At 52.6% G+C, this 22,321-nt stretch carries 17 protein-coding genes; 10 read left to right on the top strand and 7 right to left on the bottom strand.

The annotated features are described in order from the left end of the window. The first annotated feature begins 36 nt into the window (after nucleotides 1-36). From FHW17_RS19805 to FHW17_RS19815, 3 genes are all read left to right on the top strand, one after another. Nucleotides 37-531 carry a DMT family transporter gene (locus FHW17_RS19805; protein ID WP_182510626.1) on the top strand — a complete coding sequence of 165 codons (495 nt, stop codon included), beginning with the start codon at nucleotides 37-39 and terminating at the stop codon, nucleotides 529-531. Between the two features lie 17 nt (nucleotides 532-548). Beyond that, entirely contained in the window at nucleotides 549-989 is a 441-nt protein-coding gene (locus FHW17_RS19810) for a VOC family protein (protein WP_113095765.1), read from the top strand. Nucleotides 990-1,267: 278 nt separating this feature from the next. Next, nucleotides 1,268-1,918 carry a LysE family translocator gene (locus FHW17_RS19815; RefSeq protein ID WP_182510627.1) on the top strand — a complete coding sequence of 217 codons (651 nt, stop codon included), beginning with the start codon at nucleotides 1,268-1,270 and terminating at the stop codon, nucleotides 1,916-1,918. 347 nt (nucleotides 1,919-2,265) lie between these two features. On the opposite strand, the gene FHW17_RS19820 is transcribed toward FHW17_RS19815, so the two are convergent. The 5 genes from FHW17_RS19820 to FHW17_RS19840 all read right to left on the bottom strand — a co-directional run bounded on the left by FHW17_RS19820 (nucleotide 2,266) and on the right by FHW17_RS19840 (nucleotide 7,266). Next, a complete protein-coding gene (locus tag FHW17_RS19820; protein ID WP_182510628.1) occupies nucleotides 2,266-3,126 on the bottom strand; it encodes a DUF3313 domain-containing protein in 861 nt (286 codons plus the stop codon). Nucleotides 3,127-3,341: 215 nt separating this feature from the next. Next, nucleotides 3,342-3,971, bottom strand: coding sequence for an isoprenylcysteine carboxylmethyltransferase family protein (locus tag FHW17_RS19825; protein WP_182510629.1), 630 nt, complete (start codon nucleotides 3,969-3,971; stop codon nucleotides 3,342-3,344). Nucleotides 3,972-4,073: 102 nt separating this feature from the next. Continuing rightward, nucleotides 4,074-5,363: an ATP-binding protein gene (locus FHW17_RS19830; protein WP_182510630.1), complete on the bottom strand. Its 1,290-nt coding sequence runs from the start codon at nucleotides 5,361-5,363 to the stop codon at nucleotides 4,074-4,076. Nucleotide 5,364: 1 nt separating this feature from the next. Beyond that, on the bottom strand, nucleotides 5,365-6,051 hold the full coding sequence (locus FHW17_RS19835; protein WP_182510631.1) for a response regulator: 687 nt from the start codon (nucleotides 6,049-6,051) through the stop codon (nucleotides 5,365-5,367). Nucleotides 6,052-6,264: 213 nt separating this feature from the next. Next, entirely contained in the window at nucleotides 6,265-7,266 is a 1,002-nt protein-coding gene (locus FHW17_RS19840) for an AraC family transcriptional regulator (RefSeq protein WP_182510632.1), read from the bottom strand. 348 nt (nucleotides 7,267-7,614) lie between these two features. On the opposite strand from FHW17_RS19840, the gene FHW17_RS19845 reads away from it, so the two are divergent. From FHW17_RS19845 to FHW17_RS19875, 7 genes are all read left to right on the top strand, one after another. Next, nucleotides 7,615-10,365 carry a hypothetical protein gene (locus FHW17_RS19845; RefSeq protein WP_182510633.1) on the top strand — a complete coding sequence of 917 codons (2,751 nt, stop codon included), beginning with the start codon at nucleotides 7,615-7,617 and terminating at the stop codon, nucleotides 10,363-10,365. After that, on the top strand, nucleotides 10,362-12,068 hold the full coding sequence (locus tag FHW17_RS19850) for a hypothetical protein (RefSeq protein ID WP_182510634.1): 1,707 nt from the start codon (nucleotides 10,362-10,364) through the stop codon (nucleotides 12,066-12,068). Before FHW17_RS19845 ends, FHW17_RS19850 begins: the two co-directional genes overlap by 4 nt. A gap of 307 nt (nucleotides 12,069-12,375) precedes the next feature. Further along, complete coding sequence (locus tag FHW17_RS19855; RefSeq protein WP_182510635.1) at nucleotides 12,376-12,753, top strand: MarR family winged helix-turn-helix transcriptional regulator; 378 nt, start codon at nucleotides 12,376-12,378, stop codon at nucleotides 12,751-12,753. Next, complete coding sequence (locus FHW17_RS19860) at nucleotides 12,750-13,799, top strand: serine/threonine-protein kinase (protein ID WP_182510636.1); 1,050 nt, start codon at nucleotides 12,750-12,752, stop codon at nucleotides 13,797-13,799. Before FHW17_RS19855 ends, FHW17_RS19860 begins: the two co-directional genes overlap by 4 nt. A gap of 32 nt (nucleotides 13,800-13,831) precedes the next feature. Next, a complete protein-coding gene (locus FHW17_RS19865) occupies nucleotides 13,832-15,325 on the top strand; it encodes a hypothetical protein (protein WP_182510637.1) in 1,494 nt (497 codons plus the stop codon). Nucleotides 15,326-15,800: 475 nt separating this feature from the next. Continuing rightward, nucleotides 15,801-16,301 carry a hypothetical protein gene (locus tag FHW17_RS19870; RefSeq protein ID WP_210275967.1) on the top strand — a complete coding sequence of 167 codons (501 nt, stop codon included), beginning with the start codon at nucleotides 15,801-15,803 and terminating at the stop codon, nucleotides 16,299-16,301. Between the two features lie 864 nt (nucleotides 16,302-17,165). Then, the gene (locus FHW17_RS19875; RefSeq protein WP_182510638.1) at nucleotides 17,166-17,540 is read left to right on the top strand and encodes a WGR domain-containing protein; all 375 of its coding nucleotides are present in this window, start codon (nucleotides 17,166-17,168) and stop codon (nucleotides 17,538-17,540) included. A 100-nt stretch (nucleotides 17,541-17,640) separates the two neighbouring features. Here the strand turns inward: FHW17_RS19875 and FHW17_RS19880 are convergent, their stop codons facing one another. Further along, nucleotides 17,641-21,045, bottom strand: a complete 3,405-nt coding sequence (locus FHW17_RS19880; protein ID WP_182510639.1) for an AAA family ATPase — start codon at nucleotides 21,043-21,045, stop codon at nucleotides 17,641-17,643. Next, complete coding sequence (locus FHW17_RS19885; RefSeq protein ID WP_182510640.1) at nucleotides 21,042-22,220, bottom strand: DNA repair exonuclease; 1,179 nt, start codon at nucleotides 22,218-22,220, stop codon at nucleotides 21,042-21,044. Before FHW17_RS19885 ends, FHW17_RS19880 begins: the two co-directional genes overlap by 4 nt. Between the last annotated feature and the right edge of the window lie 101 nt (nucleotides 22,221-22,321).

The raw sequence follows: 22,321 nt of genomic DNA on the forward strand, positions 1-22,321 counted from the left end.
GAGGAGTCCGCTCAATTCGAGAAAGGACATCTTCTCATGCAGTCTTTGGCTTTCCTTGTTGCTGCACTGATCTCAGGCTCGCTCGTACCCTTCCAAGCTGGTGCGAATGCTGCGCTAGGCCGCGCTCTTGGCCATCCTCTCTGGGCGACCATGGTATCGCTTATGATAAGCGCCATCTGCGTCGTGCCGGTGATGATGGCGTTGCGGGTTTCAGCCCCAACGATCGCCAATCTCACCGTCCAACCGAAATGGATCTGGATCGGAGGCGTTGCCGGAGTGATCTATATCACGGCAGCGCTCCTCTTTGCCCCAAAACTCGGGGCAGCGGGCTTCATGACGGCAGTCATTGCCGGCCAGATCCTTGCATCGATGGCGATCGACTATTTCGGCGTCGTCGGTTTCACCGCAAGGCCGATTTCCGGATTGCGCCTCGTGGGAGCGCTGCTGGTTGTGGCCGGTGTCCTAATCATGCAGGGACCAAGCCTTTGGCGAATGGTGCAATCGGACACACAACTCTCCACTCAACCATAATCGACAGGAGAAATATCATGAACAATCACGATAGGACTTCACGGCCTGTGTATTTGCTCGGCGGTGGTGCCGTGCCGGCGCAGGTGCGCATTGCCAGGCCGACAGACAAGCTCGAAGACGTTATCGCTTTTTATCGCGATGGTCTGGGCCTGCCGGAGCTCGCGCGATTCGAAGCTCATGCTGGCTATGACGGTATCATGCTCGGTCTACCCGGCAAGTCTGTACATCTTGAATTCACCCAACACGTAGAAGGCAGTCCGTGTCCCGCTCCGAGCTTCGACAATCTGCTGGTGCTCTACGTCACCAAGCCTGATGCCTACGATCACCTCAACGAGCGGATGCAACGGATGGATTACGCGCCCGTGGAACCGGAAAATCCATACTGGCTCGGACGCAGCTTCACCTATCAGGATCCTGACGGCTGGCGAGTGGTGATCTGCCGCGAGATTGGTATTTGATACCGGCGGCACAGTACATCATTCTGCATCCTTGCACCGATGTGCAGTCAGACATTGCCAGCATCGTGGCGAAGGCACATCAACCCCATTCGACGGGATGGTGCTAGGGCGCTTTGGCGCCAAGTCTACCAAAGCCATTTGGTAGATAGGCACAGCTACAACGAGGAATTCCAAGGCGCTCAATCGCGAAATTTTCGGAGACAACGCCGCAAATTGACCTCGCATTGGAGGTAGCCCAATGCTATTGTCAGTGCAATAGAATATGGGGCAAGACAATCATGGATTTGGCAATTCCCAGCGCAACGAATCTCAGTCTATTCATCAGCGCCACACTGGTGTTGCTTCTCGTGCCAGGGCCGGCAGTTCTTTACATCTTCGCGCGCTCGATCGAGCAAGGTCGCTCGGCCGGGCTCGTTTCGATCGTTGGCATCCATACGGCCACACTTGTTCATGTCGTCGCCGCCGCTGTGGGATTGTCGGCGCTCCTGGCATCATCCGCGCTCGCCTTCAGTATAGTGAAGTATGCCGGCGCGGCCTACCTGATCTGGCTTGGCCTCAAGAAGCTCTACGGCCAAACGGACATTCCCGACCTCGAGGGCGGTTTACCCAAGCGAAGCCGTATGCGTCTCTTTCGTGAAGGCTTTATCGTTAACCTCCTCAATCCAAAGACAGCGCTGTTCTTTCTGGCTTTCTTGCCGCAATTCGTTGATGTAAACCGTGGGCACGTGGCAACGCAGATCGCTTTTCTCGGGATTGTTTACACAGCGATTGGCGTTCTGACGGACAGCTCCTACGCACTTGCTGCAGGCACGGCTGGCAAGTGGCTGAAGCGTAGTCCCGTGTTCCTGAAGGCTGAACGCTGGGTTAGTGGTTTCGTGTATATCGGCCTTGGATTGACCGCCGCTTTTGCGGGCAATCACAAGAAATAGGTCGCCTGACTTACGCCTAAACGGCCCCCGTGGGCGGAGGCCTGAAAGGTGGCTGTCAAGGTCCTGTTGCAAACGTTTTTGTAACCGCTTGCGGCATGAAAGCCACTTCATTGAAGCCGGAGACTGCCTGAAATCCGCCTAAAGATAGCTCGTCTAACGTTGGTAGAATATTTGCAACGCAACCCACCGGTTCAAACGTGAGTAAAAAGATCACCGAAATTTGTCCAGCGCTGAACGTCTGGCCTCGATCAACCGGTACATCTCATTCAGTTCTCAATATAGGTTTTTGGGCGACTGCAGGCACCTCTTTACCCTTGGTCTAGATGATGCGCTCATTCGGCACCATCTCAACGGGCTGCACCACCCCGCAAGGTTGAGCCCACTCCCTTGTCGGTCCAGGCGGGTGGCAGACCAAGTCGGGCGGCGACGATTCCCGGGATGCCGGGAGCCGTTCCGAACGCCTTGCAGGCATCGTATTTAGGATCGCCGCCGAGTGAGGCCCGCAGTCTTTGCATCGATGGTATCGCCAGCATTCTATTGAACGGGTCCTTGCCCGTGACAAGCATGCGGCTGAAGGCGGTGGCGAAGCCCGAGGAGAGGGAGTATGCGTCCCCGACAGCAGACACCCGGGCTCTTGTCGTGATTATGTTAGCGCCGCGCGACCAGAGCATTGCCGCCCTCTGCAAACCATCCTCGCCGACCGCCTCGGCCTCGATCGCCAGGCCGCCGAGGCCGATGGGAAGGCGTGGAATCGGAATCCCGAGCGCTGCCGAACCACCAAGCGAAGCGACGGTGGAAGTCGCCGCTGCTGACCGGTTCGTCGCAACGATGTTTGTAACCGACGCGTGGACGATGAGGTCCGCCGGCTGGTTCATGGCCACAATCTTGAAGCGGTCGCTAAGATCAGTGCAGAGTGCGCGGTCGATTGCGTTGGTGACAAGCGCCAGGTCGTTGGGATCGAAGGCACGACTGTCGATCTGTGTCGAGGTCGGTACGATGCGCACCGTCTGTGCGGTAAGCACCGCCGCCGGATCCACGCGCAATTTTACTGGCATAAGGATACCGCGCGATGGGCTCATTCCTGCATGAGAGCTGAGGGAATTTCCCTCGGGCAAGGGCACACTTGTACAAGCGGACAACCACGAGAATAGGACCATGCAGAGTGCTGCCCGAGGCCGCCTTTCAAGTTGTCGAAGCTTCAAGATCATTGTCAAATCGCCTGAACCGGGATCACGGGCCCAAGCTTTAACGGCTTCAGGGTTATTGGCGGTAAAGGCAGTGTAAAGTTGGGTAAACCCTGCGATCTATCTCGGTCTTCAGCTGGCGCATACATCGCCGGCTGTCCGGAAGCGCCGACCTGATGGCGCGGCAACAACCGTACGCAGGCTCAACGAAACTGTTTCATCGGCCGGACAGGAGCTTATCAAAAGAGATGAAGTACCGGCTTAAGAAGTTTTGCCAATTGCAATGACTCGATAAGTTTGGACGCGGGGATTGCGAGGAGAAAGCAAGAACTGTCGATAGCCGTACGCTTCAATGCAACAGGGTTGAAGGTTATAGGCAACGCATGCGCGACATTGCAAGCGCGTCGTCTGAGGCGAGGGAAGAAGGCGGGAACCTTGTGGCGATATTCCCGGTAAGCGTCGCCGAAAAGCCCGTCCAGAGCAACCGATTCGCGAGCTGAGACATACGCAAATACCAGATACCCAAACAGAAAATAGAAGGCCGCAATCGCGAATGACCCGAAAGTCAGACCAATGCCGGCAAGCCCCAGCGAAGAAAAGAAGTACAACGGATTGCGAGTGTATTGATAAGGACCGTCTGTAATGAGTTGTCTATTCTTGCGTCCACCTACGTACAGCGATGCCCAGCAGCGACCGGCGATACATATGATGATAAATGAGGAGCCCACGAATTCTATGCTCTGGCGAAGAACAGTCTCTGGTAGCCAAGGGCTCTGCGACAATAGGATTGGCGTCAAAAGCATTGGCAGGGCCAGCCAAAGGAACCGCACCCTCTTGCCTTGCTGAAACACCGCCGTGGTTACTGACATTGGTCCACTCTCTCGCATTTGAAGAACCGGGATCACGATTCAGCTTGGCGATACCAGCGTTAGTGGCGGTAAAGGCAGTGTAAAGGTGCGTAAAACTTGCGGTCAGCCAAGGGCGTTCCCCGGACTGTACATTGCCGGCTGCCGGGGGATCTCCATCATGATGGCCAAGCCACCGACGTCCGGCAGCGACGCGTAGACTCGCCCGCCGTGACGCTCGATGGCCTGCCTGGCAATCGCAAGACCAAGACCATACCCGCCCCTCGCCGCCGCGTCGTTCCCGCGGGAGAATGGCTGGAAGATTCGTTCGAGTTCGTCACGCCCGACACCCTGCCCCTGATCTGCGACGCACACCTTCAGGAGATCGTCTGTCGTTGCGCATTGCACGGTAATTTGCGAATGTTCGGCTGTGTATTTGACGGCGTTGCGAATAACATTTTCCAGCGCCCGGTAGATCAGCTCGCCTTCGACCTCGGCAAGGAAACTATTGTCAACACTGGTGGTGATCAAAACCTCGCGTTTCTGGGCTTCGAACGCTGCGTCACCCAGAATTTCGTTCAGGAGATCAATGACGTCCAGCGTTTGTGTCTTCAACGGGAGACGGGAACTGGTAGTTAGCCTTGCGAGAGTCAGCACTTCGCCCACCAGCACATCGAGCCGTTCGACCTCCCGGTCCATGCGGTCCAGCATGGCGTTGAGTTTCGCCGGATTCTGCCGAAGGACACCCCCAACAGCCTGCAGACGTGACAGCGGGGAGCGCAGTTCATGGGACACATCATGGAAAAGTCTCTGCTGTGTATCCTGCGATTCTTGTAACAGAGCGGCGCTGGAATCAAAATCGTGCGCGAGCGCTGAGACCTCATCCTTCCGACCCGTCATCTTATGCCCGATGCGGACATCGAAACGGCCTTGGGCGAGCGCACTCAGGCCATCGCGAAGATGCACAACAGGGCGAACCAAATATCGGGCGAGTGCAGCCGCCGATAGCGCACTCGAAATCAGAATACCGAACGCTGGTACCAATGGGCCAAGCTTGTCTGGAATGACACTGTATTGCTGCGGCAATGAGATTCGGTAGCAAATCCCGTCCTTCAGAACGGTTCTTGTCCCCGCCGTGCTCCTATCGGTGCAAACACCGGGACCCTCGATCTTGGAGATCGTGAGGCCAACCGGTACTGCAGCCTCGCTTGCGCGCGCAAGCCCCAAGGCGGCATCTTCACCATCGTTGACAAGTAGGCTTTCGGCCAATTTGAGAACGACTTCCTGCTTCTGACGTTCCAGTTTTGACGCGGAAGGAAGCGTCTCAAAGAAGTTCAGCGTCAAAAATATGATCGCGACGGACGCGGCAAGCGTCAGCCAGATTATCAGAAAGAACTTCTTAAACAGCCGGGGCATGTCAATCCAATAGGAGTTGATAGCCTTGACCGCGGACAGACTGGATACAAGACTGTCCGTCTTCCCTCAGGCCAAGCTTGTGACGTACGCTGCTGATGTGGACGTCGATGCGGCGATCGAACGGGGTCAGCGGTTTTCCAAAAGCCCGTTTCGAAATGTCTTGCTTTGATACCAGCTGGCCGGCATTGCGAGCGAGAACTTCAAGCAGGCCGAACTCCGTGCCGGTAAGTATCAGCGGCTGTCCCTTCCATTCGGCGCTTCTGTTGCCTGGATGAACCACCAACTGCCCGGCTTTTAACGTATCGGTGGCCACACCCACCGCACGCTGGTTCGCACGACGAAGGATCGCGCGCACTCTGGCCGCGAGTTCTCCTGGCGAACAGGGCTTCGTCACATAATCGTCGGCACCGAGGTTCAGCCCGGATATCCGGTCGATGTCATCGCCTCTCGCCGTCAGCATCAGCACGGGGACTTGGCTCAGCCTTCTGATCCGTTGCAGGATCTCAATCCCCGTCATTCGGGGCATCATGATATCGAGTACGATCAGGTCAACCGAGTTGCGCGCAGCGGCAGCAATCGCTGTGCCAGCGTCTGTGCCTGTCGCGACATCATACCCCTCTTCCACCAGGTATTCCTGGAGCAGCGCCGTCAACTCGACATCATCATCAATGAGGAGGACCTTGTTCATGACACACCATCCGTCATTCATACCGGTCACCCATAAGCGCAAACGCGCGCGGGCGGCGGGATTTTACCCAACTTAACACAACTTGACTGCGCTTAACCGAGCGACGGCAAGAACCGGTCCTAAATCATACGCGAAGGAAGAACAAAAAAGAACACTCTACACAATCGGCGATGCTTGGATGTAAGTCGCTAAAGAGATGGGTGACCCAGTTAATTATGGCTGGTCGTTCTCAATTGCACCATGTGTTCGATACCCGGTGGGCGTGTCGCCGTATTGTCGACGAAAACTTCGATTGAAATATGAAATGTCTGCAAAACCCACACCATATGCAACGTCGGCAATTTTGATGCCATCATTTGCAGGGTCTTGAATCATTTGAGCCGCTCGGTATAGACGACGCTGCAGAATATATTCACTGAAGGATAACCCGGTATCTTCCAAAAGTAGATGAACGTACCGGGCAGAGAACCCAAGTCGCCTGCCAATAAGCGAAGCGGTAAGGGCGGGGTTGTCAAAATTGTTTTCCATCTCATTTAGCAAACGATTCAAGCGCGCGGCCCGAAGCCCTCTTCGGCTTATAATCCGAAGGACCTCATCCTCCGCTCCCACGGCAAAAGAAATCAGGTCAATGATGTGCGTGCTGAAAAGCGCTCCTGCCCCCTCAGGGTCTGCTTGAAGCAGATGATCCAACGCATTCAGATATGAATTCAGGAGCGGCAAAACCCCTCCCCTGTTGCTAAGGATGTGCCCACCGAGACCATCCACACGACGTACCCCTTCAGCCAGACAGGTGCGAGGAATGGCTACTGACCAATATTCACTGTGCATATCAAGCACCATTCCTCCGAGCTCCGCGCTATCGCAGATAAAACCCTGTCTGCACCCCATCTGTGTCATGTGCTTTGATTGGGTAGAGTGCATTGCTCCTTTGAGGCATAACACCGCGAATAAGGAATCTCCGCCGTCAGCCAGTAATTGATTGTTTCTGAGAAAACTTGCTGGCGATGAATTGATCCTGGCAACTCCGAGCGCGCCCACCCGCAAACGATTAATTGCTCCTTTGAACGGTTCGCCACTCCTGGCCGTAACTTCTAGTGCCACACGCTGGCTCAGTTCCTCGCAGAACACCGGTAGCCGGTCATTCGTGGGCAGAACATTCGTCTCAAAGTGTTGCCATGTGGACGCATTGTTTGTGAGCTTATTCAATGCTTGCAAGCCCCCGCCCTGATACATTGACGCAATACACCGACTTTCCATAATCAGGTCACCGCTCTAAAACGAGACAGACGTGGTCGTCAGTTCAATTCAATCTAACCCTATTCCGTCCACTTTACCAACATGTGCAAGCTTCATCGAGAACAAGCAGTGCTTCGCTCCAGACATATTATATTGCGGCATATTCCAAGACTGACACGTTAAGCAGGTGTATTCTTAGAGGCGGAAAGAAAAGTCGAACTTTTTGTTCTGGCCCATCGTGGAAGCCAACACCTTCCTGCCTGACCGAACAGATGGTTTCGCGGTTAATTAATCCACACGTTCTGTTTCATTGGCGTGGGGGGGCTGATGCGCTTCGCTCTTAGTTTCGTCATGTTATCACTTGCCCTGTGTGGTGCATCCCTGGCTGCTGATCCGGAGTTGCCGGCATTTGCTCGATATCAAGTGCCATTTCTAATGGCATCAGATGCCAAGAATGCCAGAGCCACAATCGAGGACCGTGCGTCCAGTGTTGTCAATTGGAATGCCTGCGGACGCGAGATCGATTTCTTCGGCAATGCCGGCAGCACCCGCTGGGACCCGGAAAATGAAGAATTGCATGGCTTGGCGGATGGCGACATTACTCCATTCGTGATTGGAAAATTGTTTTGGATTCACAACAACCATTCGGTCCAAGGCGAACAAGATCCCCCACCCTGCGTTCAAACTGTCCGGTACTTTTCCATAAATGACATTTCTCACTGGAAAAAATGGGCGCATTCAGGAGAAGACTTTAGAAACCACACCTATAAAGCAATGATGGATTGGCCAGATGACGCAGGTCTGGGCGAACCTGATCCGAAAGAAGCCGTCCGACGTTGGAACGAAGCATTCGCATCGATGTGGGGATCGAAATGCCAAGAAGCCCTCTCATCGGTATCACGCGAAAACGATGCCTTTCTTCTGACGTTTTCAGTGTCGCGAGCTTGCATGGTGGATCAGGTCAATCGGGCTTTGAAAAGCCGTGTAAAGATAGGGAGCCCTGGAACTAATGGGCTGTCCTGTCGAATTCTCGGGAAGGCAGGTCAAGGCGATTGGGACATGGCTGTCATAGCTTTATTGCGCGCCCTCTATATCGATCGGAAGTATCACCTCAACGTCATTTTTAGCGATACCAAACAGTATGTGTTCAACAACCTGTTGAGTATATCGGGAGAACTCGAGGGCGACAGTTACGATGTTGCCAGTTGCGGGAACCAGGATAACGACCAGGGTAGCGCTCAGGAACGCGTGGACGAAGAAGCATTCTACAATGATGGCTTCTTTGGCGACCTTGGGGATCTGCTGGGCTGGCTGTTCAGATGGCTTATCGTGATCCTTATCATTGCGGCTTTTTTCCTAAGCCCGGCCGGAATTTTGTCTGCGCTGGCCACTGCTGCTGCCAGCGTTGTAGCGGCAACAGTGGCAGCACTAGTTACTATCTGGGTTCTCCAGATTCGCGTGCCAGAAACTGAAAATCACCTTCTGATGATCAACAGCTCAAAATATCTCACCAATCAGCTAATGATCGCCGATTTACCTGATTCAGATGACCGGGAGCGGATCGAGGGCTACCAAAAAGAAATCCGCGAATGGCTCCTTCAACGGCTGCGGCGGATCACCAAAGAAGATTTCCAAGAATACAACGCGAAGCCATATCAGCGCCTCAGTATCGCAGCGATTTTGAATCTTTACGACTTTGACGAGAGCCGCAATGAAGGAAACGTCAAGCTCATTACAGCAAGCCGCATTGTGCTCGAATACGCGACGGCAAAATCTGCTGCGGGCAGCAATCAAGGGCGCCGCATTGTCCCGTTTCGTCGTCTGATGGAGACCAACAGGTTCGAAAGATCCGGCCCAAGCGACGAAGGGATGCGCCCCCGAAGAATCACTGACTTTGGCAGTGGAGCTGACCATCAGGTGGCCGCAATGCTGCTGTTCTCTGGACAGCTTCAACAACTCCCAAAGCAGCCCGGCACAGCCGGTGCGGGACCGACGCACGGACTTGTCTCTATTGCGTCGACTGAGGAGCTTGTCTGGGAGGCGACTTCAGATTATAGGCCGAGCGAAGTTGTGCTCGATCTCGCAATGAACAAGTCTGTAACCTATGATCAAAAGATACATCATGGCGGCTTTGAGATCTATTCGAGTGGCCCGGGATTCCTGATCACGGCCGGTGGCGTGACCACCAAAAATGCGCTTGGGATGTTTGTAAGCCCGTTCAGTCTGAATATAGTACCTCCGTTGAGATTTAAACTTAAGAACCAAGACCGCGGCTCTGGAGTGGCGACAACGTTGATGGTTGCATCCGGAAGCGCCCAGCTCACCAGGAACCACTTCATTCAAATACTGGGACATTCTCACGAATATAGCCATGAGGATCGGAGTGACGACGTTTCCGACGATACGTGCAAAACCAATCCAGACTTTGCCGGAGAGAAGAAGTGCGCGCGTAATCTCACCAATGATGACAATCTATGTGTTCTCAGAGGATTTGCTTGCGGCACCAACGTCATGGTCCCTTTGGGCATTGACCGCGATTGTTTGAAACCGGCTGCAGGGGTGGACGCCTCTTGGGAGTTTCTGGACTCGGCATCCTGTCCAGCTTATGCAGATGCTCCTCCTTTCTATCTGGTGGTGTTTCGCAAACCATGTCCGCCCGATATTGAGGGTTGCGATACAAAATGGGGCTTCTTCGAAGCGGTCGACCGTGCTTCAACCGCAGCGAATATTCCTTTCCCCGAGTTCATACAACAAACCGTGTCTCGCAATCCGACCTTGATGGTTGCCCTCTCCAATACGCTCGGAGGCACTTATAAGACATGGAGGGGCGACACCCTGATCTATGTCGCCAACGGTCATGATACAGATAATGACTCCGCGGGTTTCAAGGGTATAAACAATCTCAGCCCAAGGGATATTGATGATTGGCCGTTGGCAGATGGTGATGCCCTGACCGCAGACGGAAAAGGAAGAGCCACGATCCGTTCACCGTCACGTGCTCCCGCACCTGGCAGGGTGATGGCGATTAAAATCGACTTCACCGATTGGGAAAATCCCAAATTCGATGAGGTGCAATGATGTTGCGTTATTTCGCATTTTTGATCGGCCTGTTTGGGAGCACCATCGCCTTTGCAGGCGGGACCGTCACGGACTGCTCTCCTGCACAAGCCGAAAATGCTCTTGCCGACGCGTTGGCAACCGGCGGCCGCGTTGTGATCTCATGTCCAGCCCTCAGCGTGATCAAATTGACCCAGGCTCACCAGATCGGCCAGGCAACCGAAATAGAAGGCAATAACATAGTATTTGATACACGCGAAGGCGGCCGTTTCGTGGGTTCGGAAAATACAACGCTGATGCTTCGAAACATGACGCTTCGTGGCAGCCCGCGATACCTCGGTCGTTTTCTCACGGTGCCAGCCCGCATCTCGGGTCCTATCCATCTGTATTTGACCAATGTAGTTGTCGAAGACGCCACGGGGCCCATAGCAGTCGATTCCGTGTACGTTCGAGGAGGTCGCTTCGCAGAAAACCGCGGGACGATCATTCGTGCAAAACGGGTTTGGATCACTGGCGGCACGATATTCGGCCCAAATCCAAAATCCACGCCCATTTCGCCACCAGCAGATGGTAACGGCCTAGTAGTTGGCGAACAAGCAACGATAGAAGACGCTGTTTTTTTTGAGAATGGTCCTATTCGCTGGCGTGGCAAGTTATCAGTCAACAGAGTGACCTTTATGAGTAGTGGCAGCGAACAATCAAATGGCGGGGCCATTTGGCTGGATGGTGACGGCGAAATCGCAAAGTGCACCTTTGTTCAAAACAAGGCGAAAGCCGGTGGAGCCATTTTCCTTGAAAACGGGACACTAGAGGTACGAAGGGGAACATTTCGTGCCAACAGCGCTGAATTTGGCGGCGCCATCAATGTGGAACACCAAGAAACAGTCCCTCCCGCAACAAGGCTTAAGCTCACATACAGCCGTTTCACCGACAATTCAGCAAGTTGGGATGGCGGTGCGATCTACTTCGGCGGAAGTATGCAATCCGAGCATGCGCTCCTTGGCGGGGTATTAGAATTTGCTCGAAACACCGCCAAGCGCTCGGGCGGCGCAATTAGGACGATGGATGCAACCATTGTTCTCAGCCGTGCAGTCTTTGTTGAAAATATTGCCAATGACGATGGTGGGGCGATTTCCAGCGTCGGATTTACCCGGTCAAAGGCGCGACTCGGCAATTTGCTTGTGGTACGCAACAAAGCGCCAAAAGGAGCAGGATATTATGGGGGCACGATTGAGTTGGTGAACAGCACAATTGCCGACAATCTTGGTCAGGGACTTTATTTCACCAGACCTCCATTCTGGCGAGATCCCATCGTCACCTTTTCGGTCGCAAATTCAATCCTGTCCAAAAACGAGGGCAATTGCACCAATTTAGATGACACCGTTAATTTCCAGGACCTGGGTCATAATATTCAATTTCCATCGCAAGACTGCGGTGCTTCATTCATCTCCGCAGATCCCGCTCTGGACACGATGTATGTGCCTGCTGTTTTTAGCCCGGCACGGCAGGCGGGTAACAATAAACTGTGTGTCAATCATGATCTCGTACGAGCAAGGGATGTCTTTGGCGACGCGCGCCCAGAGGGAGACCGCTGCACTATAGGTGCTGTCGAACGCGATTTGGAACGGCGAGCGTTGCACGCACTGAGAGACCCTGAAGGACCAGTCTCACCGCTGCGATACTATCTCAGTATTCTTGGGTTAGAACGATACTCGATAAACTAAGCACCCGCCGCCAGATGATCAAGACCAGTAAGTTCCTTTGTAAATGCCGATAAGAGCCCCTTTTGAAAGGTTTTGATTAGAGACAAAAATTCCATACTCTCCGTTTCAATTCCGCTAAGCCATCGACATGAATAGAAATATCGAACGGCGCCTATGAGGGCGCGCCCCGCAAACAAAGCTACCCACGCTCTTCCGGAAAACTGATATCACATCCCCTATCAGGATTGTGAGGCGCCTCTACTCCATCTATTGACAATATGCATTTAAGAATATATATTCATTATTGAATTTAAATGAGGCGATTTATATGGTTCCGGTTAAATTTTCCGCCCAAGAACTCATGGCTGTCGTTGGACTGAGCAATGCTCTTCTGCCCGTACAGGAATTGCTCAGTCTTGCCCACCTTAGAAGCCTGTTGTTTATCGCCGCCGAGCCAGGTCTGTCTGTCAATGAACTTGCAGATCGGATAGGCGCACCACAACCTACTGCTAGCCGTTATGTAGCCGTATTGTTGGGTCGATATCAGAATGTGGATAATGCCCGACCGGTGCAATTTATAATCCAAGAAGTCAGCGCTGATGATCCTCGTCGGCGAGCGCTTTTTTTGACCGCAGACGGACGCCGACTGATTGCCGATATTTTAGGCTCGTATGTAAAATCGACATCAAATGGAGAACATGGATGACAGCAGCGGCTCGCCTTGCCGGTCTCGATATTAGCGATGGTTGGAAGGTAACATCCCATCTAGAGCGCTCCCCGAATAGTACTGGCGGAACATTCTCGCATAGCTATCTAGCGGAAAGAGACGGCAAAATAGCCTTTCTGAAAGCCTTTGATTTCTCACAAGCATTTGAACCGGGCGTGGATACGCTAAAGAATCTTGGCGAGCTGACGGCATCATTCGAACATGAACGCGATATTTTAGAACATTGTCGCGGCCGGCGTTTATCGCATGTGGCGTTAGCGATTGGTCATGGCCACGTCGACGTGCCTAGCATGTCGTCTATGGAAGGACGTGTTTACTATTTGCTGTTTGAGAAGGCTGCCAATGATGTTCGTTGCCAGATGGATGAAGCGGATGCTTCAGATCTTGTCTGGTGCATGAGGGCTCTAAGGGATGTCTGTTTGGGCTTGGCGCAGGTCCACCGCGAAGTTATTGCCCACCAAGATCTCAAGCCATCAAATGTTCTGTGTTATAGCGCGGAAAGCTTTAAAGTCGCAGACTTTGGACGCTCGTCAAAGCGCGGAAGCACAGCTATCCACGACGATTACATGCTGCCAGGCGATCGAACGTATGCGCCCCCGGAGCTATTATACGGCCACGTAAATCCCGACTTTGTGCCACGTAGAATTGGCGGCGATTTGTATATGCTCGGCAATCTGGCCGCGTTCCTATTTACCGGTACAAATATGACCGGCTCAATTTTGGCACGGCTTGATACACAACATCATTGGACGAGATGGCAATCGGACTATTCTTCGATACTCCCCTATGTACAGGAAGGTTTCGCCAGAACTCTTGAGGAACTAGACTCCCGTCTCCCTGTTGAAGTCCGAAATGATGTAGTTGAGTTGGTCAGAGAACTCTGCAACCCAAATCTATCTCTAAGGGGAAATCCAAAATCCATCGGTAAACCGGATCAGTATTCACTGGAGCGCTATGTGTCGAAATTGACCCATGTCGTGAAAGTATTGGAAATCAAAATACGTATAGCTCGGCGGTCAGCATAATGGTCGCGACTATCTGGAGTGTCCCAAGACGAATGGTGCCGCGTTGGCGCAGCCTAGCAGTGACGATAGCCGCTAAGGAATTGTCATCGCCGACGAAGCAAACCGATGGCGACAAGCCAACGCACATTGCCCCTGATATGCTCGATAAGCTCGTGCAATGGCGAAAAGACCCTACTGTCGTTTCGGCGGGTGAACTGGTTGAAGCAGCACTCGTTGACGCCATGGAAAAAGAGGCGGCTAGTGCTGCCCGCTATTTGTTGTCGCTGGAATCAACTGCCACACCCCCCTTGCGCCGTTTGGCGGGCTTAGCCTTAAAACGCGCCGGATATCCTGATGAAGTCCCCGACGCATTGGAAATTCATCCGGTCGTTAAAAAAAATGTTTGGCGTCAGAGAACTCGTCTTTACCCATTTAATCCCTTGGGTTGGGTTGAGCTTGCCTTGTTTGACGTCACGCAGGGAAGACGGGACGCCGCGCTGCGTTCAATGCTCATCGCTCTCCAACTAGCTCCCGATAACCGACACGTCCTGCGCTGTGCTTCCCGCCTGTTTTTGCACTTACATGATCCCGCAAGGGCATATGAGATCATCATCAGAAGTCCAGCTACGCCGCATGATCCATGGTTGATGGCTGCAGAACTCTCGATCGCGGAACTGGCAAATCGAAAACCTCGTTTCTTTGAGCAAGGTCGCCGAATGGTCGAAGAAGGTCAACACCATCCGAGGCAAATTACAGAAGTTTCGGGGGCGCTTGCAACACTCGAACTGGTAGCTGGACGCAAGAAGAAATCCCGTGATTTGTTCAGACATAGCATCGTGGACCCAACAGGAAATTCTTTGGCCCAGGCCGAATGGGCATCACCAGCGTTTGGGACAGATATTATACCACGTCAGACCTACCAGACGGTGAAAGAGGCTGACGAAGCCAACGCGTTTCACTTGTTGCGGGAAGAGAAGTTCATTGAAGTGTCCGCTGCCTGCACAAGCTGGTCAAAGGCCGAACCATATTCAATTCGTCCATTCGAAGTTGGAGCGTCGACAGCGGCCATGATAGGACATTACAGCATTGCACTTGATTTTGCTCGAAAGGGGCTGATGGTCCGGCACGATGCAAGTAAACTGCTCAATACCCAAGCCTTTTGCCTTGCCAACTTAGGTCGTCTAAAAGAAGCGGAACAATCATTGCGAAACATATCAGACAATGATGAGTCGGTGACTTTGGTAAGCCTGGCAAACAGGGGGCTTATTCAGATGCGTAGCGGGCAAACTGAGGCGGGAACCGTTTGCTATCGGACAGTCATAGATCAATTTAAGAAAATGCAAAACTTCCAACTTTCCACAATCGCAAAGGTTTATTTTGCTCACGAAGCTGCTCGAGCACATTTGCCTAACGCGGCCGTTTTAGTTGCTGAAGCTAAGGAAGAATATTCAAAAACTAGCTCGACAGGGCATTCTCATCTTCTCAAGGATGCAGAAACGGCTCTTGCTGCCGAGGTAGTTCCAACGAATGTCGCGTTGGAAAACTGAATCGGAATTATTCACAAAGGAGTAATTCCTCAACAACAGGAGCAGAAAGGAGGTGAAGTATATGAGTAAAATTGGGCGCAATGCAGGAAGTGGGCGTTTTACGACGGTTCAAACCGCTGTCAAACACCCTAAAACCCATGTTGTTGAAACCATCAAACCAACACCAACCAAGAAGTAGTTGTTTGATCGAACGTAGTCTGGGTGGCTGCTTGTTGCAGGGAAGCCACCCAGTGCCTGTTATACACAAAAACTAATTCGGTCAATTCCAACTGTAGTTCTTCGCGGACACCTTCTTGGTACGTCAACAATATCCTTTATGGACGCGAAAACGAATTTGGGGAGTCTGACATTTGTTGAAAGCAACTGAAGAGCGGCGGTGAGGAGCGGATGGTAGCGACAGTCTACATTTTAAATGAGGATGACAGTGTCTGGCCAGATGACTGAACGACGACGCTGCGAGGAAACGGAAAAGACTATGAGTATACAATGGCTATTGTTGAGAGCGCCTGGATTTGCGGCGCTTCCTGAGGAAGATCGCGCGGCGATATTTAACTTTACCTTTCTTTGGAGCCTGTTTGAAGCGCAAATCATGGGTGCGTTTGCGCGTGCAGACTTGATTTGCGCAAAGGTGGATGAATGGCGCGAGGCCGGAACACTCCATGCCGACGAATATGACGCTGAGTTGGGGTATTTTCGGCAGCGTTACTTCGCGAATGGTGACTTCACGCACCATTTTCTCCACCTGAAACTACGGCCTGCCGACCAGCCTGCTCTCGTCCGGTCAGTCATCGATGGGAGCAACAGTGATCCACGAGATCGCCTACTCACACTGCTGCTGATCGTTTGGAGATTCCGCAACAATCTCTTCCATGGCGAGAAGTGGACCTATCGCCTTCAAGACCAGCTCCAAAATTTCGCTCATGCCAACGCTGTGCTGATGCGGCTCCTTGAGCAACATGGACAATTAGCTGAGTGAAATTTGTAGTTGAGAGTTTGCAAGACACTCTGTTCGGCTGATTGCTTGTAAGTTTTGATATCTAGGGAGAAAAAGTGTCAAACACTGACAAGGAAAAGATGCTTCATTGCATTGAGACCGTGACTGGCGACAATCTCGCAGGCATAATGGTCCTTTCCGAGGACGAAATCCGGGTTGACCTCTATAATTACAATGAGTTCTTTCATATCAAATCGGAGCAGCCAATTTATTTTATTATAGAAACTGGCCAAGTCGTCTCTTTTCACGATAATGTCGATAACGGCTCTGGCACTAGGCATCATCACGAGAGGACAAATACCATCAGGGATTTGTTGCAAATGTAGCAGTCACCGGTCATGAGTGGGAGCATAAGCATTTGTGGGCGGGATACTCCGTTCTATCCCGCCCCACAAATGCTTATGCTCCCGTCGGAACTCAGTTCGTTGTCGTACCTCGACCTGACAGTTGTTTCGATCCATATATACCATCCTTAATTCTTAGATGAAAAGATAAGATGTTAGATTTACTCTTCTGAGTGCATTCCATTGTTTGTCTAACAATTTACGCGACACCCTCATCGGCACGCGATCCTACATCCCTATGCAGTTTAAATACGCGTCAGTCTGGCCATCGTGCCTAACATCAACAACATCCATCACAGGTCCGCCGCATATCTGGAATAATCTTGGGGACATAATTCAACGTTCATTTGCTGTACAAACTTGAAAATCATGAGAAAATGTTTGGTTGGACTTGCTGGAGTTCTCACAGCACCGCTTCACATCAAAGATTTGAATCGATCAAGTCCTAAAGATTCAGATTTATCATTGGACGAATGGCTTCAAAATTACGACCCTTCAGGGCATGTCTGATAACCCCCTACCATTTCATGTCACGCGTTGTGATCCCGATCAAAATATGGCGCGGTATTATAGCCTGACGATGCAACCAACCCACTTTGGCGAGATATCGCTCGTGCGCAACTGGGGAAGAATTGGCACAAAAGGACAACAGAAGGTCGACACATTTTCCAAATATTCTGAATTAGAGAGAGCCTATGAAGACCTCACTCGACAGAAACGCCGTAAGGATACAGATGATCTTCGTTTGAGAGTGCCAGCAATTGGAAATTTTAGCCGAATCCGATTACTGATAAAAATCCGATTGAAAGCCGTTAAACAACGACGGCTGCTTTGCGCCCCCAATTCGGTCATTCAAGTTGGACCGACTAGTTTCTAAAAGCTGGCATTCCATTAACGCGCTAGCAACACCGCATAGCGTCATGCATCGATGACGGCGGCGTTTCGGACGTCAAAAACCGGAAAAAGACTTGAACCGATCAGTCCGGCATTTCTACTATGGAAACACCCGGAATACTCTCTTGCGCCAAAGCGACCAGATGGGGATGGTGCGTGAAGATAATTGCTTGCCCACTCCGCCCGATTTCGGCACATAGATTCAAGGCAGCAGCAGCGCGGGTGTCATCGAAGCTCTCCATGATGTCGTCGAGGATCATGGGTAGAGGGCCAGGATCGCGAGCAAAACTGCGATAGCCGGCAAGCCTTAGCGCAAAATAGAGCTGCCCAATGGTTCCGGTCGACATATTTTCAACTGGTACAGCTTTGCCTCCCGGCTTAATGCCAACCAACTTTTCACCTTCCGACTGGCTCCAGACCTCAACTCTTTCCCATGCCTGCGAAGTCATGGTGACAAAAGCCTCATCCACATCGAGGAGCATTGTACTACGTCGTTCCGCGGCCAGACGTCTCAATGCGCCCTGCGCCGCCAAAACTCCTAGCTGAGCGACGACCGCTTGGCGGGCACCACTTCTAAGCTCTTCGAGGATCGTGGCCTGTTCTGTGACAAGAGCGCTGTTGTCAGCAGCATTGTAAGCCTCACTATAGAGGCGGTTCCTCTCAACGGACGCATCGCGAGATCGATCACGTGCCTCTTGCGCATCGTCAAGCTCCTGCAGCAGTTCCGCGGCTCGCGTCGTGTCTGGCAAACGTGCCAACTCTTCGTTGAAGAGCGCTCTGTCCACCCCATCACGTATATCGTTTCGAAGCCTATCCGCATTGCTGCGCTCAACACGCAATTCGTCGCGTTCTACCAGAAAAATAGCGCGCTCTGTTGGTGCCAAATCGGTACCACCTTGCTCCTCAAACAGCTTATTTAACTTAATTTGCGCGTCATCCCGGGCCTCAATGGCCTGCCTCCGGCTTTGGATCTCTTCCTCAAGGCGTTCTTCTTCACTTCTTCTCAGACGATCCGCCTCTGCTGCGCTTGAAACAGACTTTCTGGCGCGATCGATAATGAGTACAGGATTGTCTTCTGGACCGACGGGCACCTCGAGAATTTCAGCCAAACGTGTTGCGCTTTGGGCGAGTGTTTCCAATGCGCGTTCGAGTGCTTCGACGCGTGCATTCAGACTTTTGCGTTCGACGTGAAGCTGTTGCAATGCACGCAAGTGCGGCAATGCCATTTTGATACCGGATGCCGTGCGAACAGGGAGAGGCAGCACAGCGGTTAACGCTTCCAGGTTGGCTATAGCCGCGTTATTTTCCGCTTCGGCTTTTGAAACGATCTTTTCGTGGTCTGATATGATTTGCTTATCGCCACGCCATTTCTCCCAGATCCGGCGTACAGTGTCCTGAAGAGCGAGAGCCTTGGCGACCAGTGCCGGGATATCTGCCTTTTCACCTTCGATATCTACCAGTCCTGCGGCAGCTGAAAGATCGTCGAATGCCGCCTGGCGACATTTCGAGAGCTCTGCTAGTGCCTTCTCGGAGTTCGCAACCTCAGCCGTGATCTCAGCGGCCGTCAAAAGGGTGGTACGTCTCTCGGCAAACGAAGCTGGTCCGGTATCGAGGGAGAAGCCCAGGACTCTGGCAATTGAGGCAATCCGCTTGGACAACGTCTCTTGCTTCTCAGTTAGCTCTGCGAGTTTGCTCTTTGCGATATCGCGAATGGCTCTTGTAGCGTTTTCCTGCCGGCGGGAGTTAGCCAATTGCTGCCTTGCCTCCGTACCCATCATAAAATTGGTGCGGGCTCCATCGTCTGCATACATGTCTTTCTCGAAACGGTATGCTGTTTCGTCTGACAAAGTGGCTCGATGCAACGCCCAAGCCGCATCTCTCTGGCGACGCGTCTCTTCGGTGGTAGCGGCGTCAAGCGAAGTGGGCTCGCCTTCGTCAGCCTCCCGCTTTGCGCGAGCAGCCTTGTACTCTCCTTCGCGGGTCTCCAGATCCACTACGGCAGAAGCAATGTTCGAAGTAAAGGTATTCCATTGCTGCAAAACATCCTCGAGCGTTTCGCGCGCGGGAAGACCGATTTCGAGAAGCGTCAGCCAGTTCGCGGGAAGACCGGAAACCACTTTCGCAAGTCGCGCGCGTTCCGTTTCAAGGATGTATTCGGACGTGGAAATATCTGGGACTTTCTGCCAGGCATCATACTTCACCTGCAGTTGTGACAAATCCTGCGGCTCGAGCGGAGCATCTCCGAGCTGATCGCGCGCAGTTTTGAGAATATTATTCGCTGCCCTTAACTCTCCTTCGGTAGTCAGACGTGCTTGAGCAACGTTTGCCATGTTCTCAAGTTCATCGCGTTCCCAAACCAATGATGCAGGTGGCATGTCAGGTACCTGTAGCGCTGTCTGAATCTGGTATATCTGGCGATCCACCTCATCTCGCTCCCCAGCTCGCTTTTCAAGGTCGGTTTCGGCCGTTGCTGCGCGGGCTGTCAGGGGAGCGCCGTCAATTTTCTCTTGGTCCAGCTTCGCGAGCTCAACAGCAAGATCCGGAGCAGCAAGATCGGATTCATTTGCAGCGATAACCTCTTCGTGACGTGCTATTTTCCCGTCGGCTTCCTCTATGCGCTCAGTCTTTTGCGATATCGTTGCAACAAGAGTAGCTATTTGTTCGATGGCACCTTTCCTCAAACCCGGTCCATCGGGATATTGACTCAGCCCTTCGTCTATTCTGCGAATTTCTTCGGTCCGATCATGCCAGATCTGAGCAGCTTTACCTGCCGCCTGCCTTTTTCTCGCCCGGGCAAGTTCGGCGTCCGCTTCATTGAACGTCTTCTGCGATGTCTCCCTGTCTTTCCGCAGTGTGTGCTCTCGGTCTGGCGTCAGACGTTCAGTACGCAGCGCGCGTCCGATCTCCGTCAATCGTTCTTTGCCGGTCTTGAGATCGGTATTTCGTCCACTCTTTTTGTGAAACTGTTCGGCGCGCGCTGTCATTTCTTCTAGAACGCGGGATATACTGGTCAATCCCGAGACACCCGCGTGCAGCAATTGCCCCAGATCTCCTTTAGCACTTCCAATTCGTTCACCGCCCCTGCGGAGCCCTTCGTCATTCAGTGAAAATCGTTCAACATAGTCATCTAATCCAAGTCCATGGAGTGCACTTGAGAGAACGGCTTCATCTACAGGGCGATCCTGGTGATCCAGCAGGGATTGAGTACGTTTACCATTGCGGCGCAGGACAGTCGGACCACGCCCGGGTATATCCAGCTCAGCACCCACAAGAAGGTCGTTACGTTCGAATCGAAAGGCGTAGGGGTGCATCCCCGACTTCATACCGAAAAGAAGTTCCAGAAAGCCGTTGAATGCGATGGATTTGCCCGATTCATTCGGTCCGTAGATCACGGTGACGTCGGGTGTGCCGTCTGCGCGGCCGGGAAACACGATATTTTCGCTGTCAAAACGACCGTAACGGATGAGATCAAGCCTGTTCAATCTCATTGCGTGGCCCCCGCATGAAGGGACAGCATGACTTCGTTCGTGGCCTCCTCCAGCAGATCATTCAATGCCGCATCAGCTAATTCACCGGCGATTTCGCGCGGCAGAACAGTCCGGAGTTCCTCGAGTATCTGTTTGCTAGCAAACTGGAAGCTAGGTTCATGCAGCTCTTCGCGCATAAGGCGCAACAGATCATCCGCCTTGGCATCGGCATGCCGCTGTGGAACAACTACTTTTACTTTATTCAGAAAGACGCGGTCTATGTCTTCCAATATCTCGTTCGTAAGGGATGTTAGCACTTCAGTAGCATGGTGACCTGTAATCAACTGCAGGCGTACCACAGTAATATCTTTGGGATGCTGCATACCCTGAAGTCCCGTTCGAAGGGCGCTCAGCACTTCCTGAATGTTGGAACACTCGCTCAAGTCCAGTGAGCATTGCTTGAATGTTAGCTGCCCGACTCCGTGCCTCTCGATGGTGGTTGTGCCGTGTCCAAGTTCGACAATCACGATAGTGCCTCCAGCCCGTTCACCGAAATGACGTGGCTGCGGTATGCCTGGCATAATAGCGTGCATCAGACCTGATGTGCGCTCGAAGGGCGCATGGATATGTCCGAGGCACCAGAGATCATAACCGTGAGCCATCAGCTCCTGTTCGGAGCAGGGTGCGTAAGGGTCGTGTAGGGGTGATCCGTCAAGAGATGTGTGCATCAACCCGACGTTTTTCCGCCCCGGTACCGGCGCGGGATAATCAGGCAGGAAGCTTTTTGAAACGTGGCTCGCATCGAATGATAAACCGTGGAACCAGACACCTTCAATCTCCACACTTGGCGCTCCCTTGTGCAACAGATGGATCATGGGGCCAAGGTCTCCATGGGCACGATGATCTAGGAGGGCATCGTGGTTTCCGCGGATCAGCACTGTGGGAATATTGGCCTCCGCAGCCCGCGCAAGTTGGGCGACAAGAAAAGCACGAGATTTTAAGTCTGGCTGGTCATTGTCAAAAATGTCTCCAGCGAGAACCAGTACATCAATGTTCGTTGATATGGTCAGATCAACAATGCGAACAAAAGCGTCGCGGCTCGCCTGCTTTAACCTGTCGCCTAATTCAGGGTTGCGCATCGCGGCAGATCGGATAGGTGATCCGAGATGAATGTCAGCGGAAACGAGAATACGCATGGATTTCCAGTGTTCTCCCGAATCTGACATTCAGGTCATTAACCCCACCTCCAAACGATAGGTTGTGGATTCAGTTTTGTCTAAACGAAAGTTTCTGCATT

Origin of the sequence: Phyllobacterium sp. P30BS-XVII (assembly GCF_014138335.1) — a bacterium.
In the GTDB taxonomy this organism is placed as follows: Bacteria; Pseudomonadota; Alphaproteobacteria; order Rhizobiales; family Rhizobiaceae; genus Phyllobacterium; species Phyllobacterium meliloti.